1 protein-coding gene is annotated in these 1,471 nt (G+C 68.7%); it reads left to right on the plus strand.

Annotated elements, in window-relative coordinates; translation table 11 throughout:
* The first annotated feature begins 231 nt into the window (after positions 1 to 231).
* Positions 232 to 1,449, plus strand: a complete 1,218-nt coding sequence (locus tag IEY17_RS24950) for an IS110 family RNA-guided transposase (protein ID WP_188991917.1) — start codon at positions 232 to 234, stop codon at positions 1,447 to 1,449.
* Positions 1,450 to 1,471 lie beyond the last annotated feature (22 nt).

A 1,471-nucleotide genomic window follows, 5' to 3' on the forward strand; every position in this document is an offset into this window, starting at 1 on the left:
CCCCCGTTACCGTTTTCGCGGCTCTGATCTTGGAGCTCTGGTCGCCAGGCTCGGCATGACTTTGTCCCCCAGTCGAACGGATGATCCGGGGGGTGGTGTCACCGGGCCTGGTGGCATCGGTGGACCGCTCATAGGGACACGGCCGCCTGCGGGCAGGTCTCGTCGTAACGTGGCTGCCGGCCGTCGGTGCCTGACTGGTGACCAGCAACCTCGACACGAAGGACGGGGCGGATGACCAGCACGTACGGCGTGTTCCTTGGTCTGGATGTGGGCAAGGGTGAGCACCACGCCGTGGGCCTGGACCCGTCCGGGAAGCGGCTGCATGACGGGCCGCTGCCCAACAGCGAACCGAAGCTCCGGGCGGTGTTCGACAAGCTCGCTGGGCACGGTCCGCTGCTGGTCGTGGTCGATCAACCCGCCACGATCGGCGCGTTGCCGGTCGCGGTCGCTCGGGCCTGCGGGCACCAGGTCGCCTACCTGCCCGGACTGGCCATGCGCCGGATCGCCGATCTCTACCCAGGCAACACCAAGACCGACGCCCGCGATGCCTTCGTGATCGCCGATGCCGCCCGCACTCTGCCGCACACGCTGCGCCAAGTCGACGTCGGCGACGAGGCCCTGGCCGAGCTCGGAGTGCTTGTCGGGTTCGATGACGACCTGGCCGCCGAGGCCACCCGGATCAGTAACCGGATCCGCGGCCTGCTCACCGGCATCCACCCCGCCCTTGAACGCGCCCTCGGACCCCGCGTCACCCACACCGCGGTGCTGGAGATCCTGTCCCGCTGCGGCGGCCCGATCGGCCTGGCCAACACCAGCCGCCGCAAGCTGATCTCGATCGCGACCAAACACGCTCCCCGCATGGGCGAGCGGCTGGTCGCCGACATCCTCGCCGCGCTGTCCGAGCAGACCGTGGTGGTTCCCGGCGCCGCAGCAGCGGACACGGTGCTGCCGAGGTTGGCTGAGAGCCTGAAAACCGTGCTGGAGCAACGGAAAGCCCTCGCAGTCGAGGTCGACGGGATACTTGATGCGCACCCTCTTGCCGAGGTCCTGACTTCCATGCCCGGCATCGGGGTCAGGACCGCCGCCCGCATTCTGTTGGAGATCGGCGACGCCTCCGCCTTCGCCAGCTCCGCGCACCTGGCCGCCTATGCCGGCATCGCGCCGGTGACCCACCGCTCCGGCAGCAGCATCCGAGGTGAACATCCAGCCCGCACCGGCAACCGCAAGCTCAAGCGCGCTTTCTTCCTCGCCGCGTTCGCCGCCTTGTCCGACCCGGTCAGCCGCGCCTACTACGACCGCAAGAGAGCCGAAGGCAAGAAACACAACGCCGCCCTGATCTGCCTCGCCCGCCGACGCTGCGACGTCCTGTTCGCCATGCTCCGCAACAAGACCCTCTACCAGCCAACCCGCCCCACAACCCAACCCCCGGCACCCCCAGCCGCCGCTTGACAAAACCATAGGAACACCCCCC

The sequence above is a fragment of the Saccharopolyspora thermophila genome, from assembly GCF_014646075.1.
Taxonomy (GTDB): domain Bacteria; phylum Actinomycetota; class Actinomycetes; order Mycobacteriales; family Pseudonocardiaceae; genus Saccharopolyspora; species Saccharopolyspora thermophila.

Coding starts and splice junctions, on each gene's coding strand:
- IEY17_RS24950 (WP_188991917.1), top strand. CDS start 232: ATGACCAGCACGTACGGCGTGTTCCTTGGTCTGGATGTGGGCAAGGGT.